The organism is Streptomyces sp. NPDC000941, assembly GCF_053599555.1.
The window spans coordinates 1-1,361 of the sequence record NZ_JBSFMM010000549.1; the positions used below are offsets into that span (position 1 = coordinate 1).

General features: G+C 74.2%; 1 protein-coding gene. It reads left to right on the plus strand.

Going from position 1 to position 1,361, the window contains the following annotated elements; all coding sequences use genetic code 11:
- Positions 1-1,361: beta-ketoacyl synthase N-terminal-like domain-containing protein (locus tag ACWDSL_RS53415; protein ID WP_450497015.1), on the plus strand; the 1,361-nt coding region annotated here is incomplete at both ends.

Consider the following 1,361-nt stretch of genomic DNA (forward strand, 5'->3'; position numbering starts at 1 on the left):
CAGCGGCTGCTGCTGGAGACCGCGTGGGAACTGCTGGAGCGCGCCCACATCGACCCGGCCACCCTCAAGGGCTCCGCCACCGGCGTCTACGCGGGGGTGTCGAGCCAGGACTACCTGTCCCGGATACCGCACATCCCCGCGGACTTCGAGGGCTACGCCGCCACGGGCGGGCTGGCCAGCGTGGTGTCGGGGCGGGTGGCGTACACCCTGGGGCTTGAGGGCCCGGCGGTCACGCTCGACACGGCCTGCTCCTCCTCGCTGGTGGCGATGCACATGGCGGTCCAGGCGCTGCGCGGCGGCGAGTGCTCGCTGGCGCTGGCGGGCGGCGTGACGGTGTGCAGCACGCCCTCGGCGTACGTGGAGTTCTCGCGGCAGCGCGGGTTCGCTCCCGACGGCCGCTGCAAGGCGTTCGGCGCCGCCGCGGACGGCACGGGCTTCTCCGAGGGTGTCGGCCTGGTGCTGCTGGAGCGGCTGTCGGACGCGCAGCGCAACGGCCACCGGGTGCTGGCGGTGCTGCGCGGCTCGGCGATCAACCAGGACGGCGCCAGCAACGGCCTGGCCGCCCCGAACGACGCCGCGCAGGAACGCGTCATCCGCGCCGCGCTGGCCAACGCCCGGCTGACCGCCGACCAGGTCGACGCGGTGGAGGCGCACGGCACGGGCACCACGCTGGGCGACCCGATCGAGGCGCAGGCGCTGCTGGCGACGTACGGACAGAAGCGGCCGGGCGAAGGCCGGCCGCTGTGGCTGGGCTCGCTCAAGTCCAACATCGGCCACACGCAGGGCGCGGCGGGGGTGGCGGGCGTCATCAAGATGGTGATGGCGATGCGGCACGGCGTGCTGCCCGCCACCCTCCACGCCGACGAGCCAACCCCCCACGTCGACTGGAGCAGCGGCGAACTGCGCCTGCTGACCGAGCCGGTCAACTGGCCACAGACGGAGGAACGCCCGCGCCGGGCCGGAGTGTCGGGGTTCGGGATCTCCGGCACCAACGCCCACGTCATCCTGGAAGAGGCCCCGGCACCCCCCGAGCCGCAGGAACCGCGTCCCGCTCAACCCGCCGTCCTGGGCGGCGTGGTCCCCTTGACACTCTCCGCGCGCGGCCCGCAGGCCCTGGCCGAACAGGCGCGCCGCCTGTCCGAGACCCTCACCGACACCGCAACCACCGACTCCGCCTCCGTGGCCTGGTCGCTGGCCACCACCCGCACCACCTTCGACCACCGCGCCGTGATCACCGGCACCGACACCCCCGGCCTCCTCGCCGCACTCGACGCCCTGGCCACCGGCACCGAACACCCCCACCTCACCCAAGGCACCGCCCTCGACCCCGAACAGGGCCCCGTCTTCGTCTTCCCAGGGCA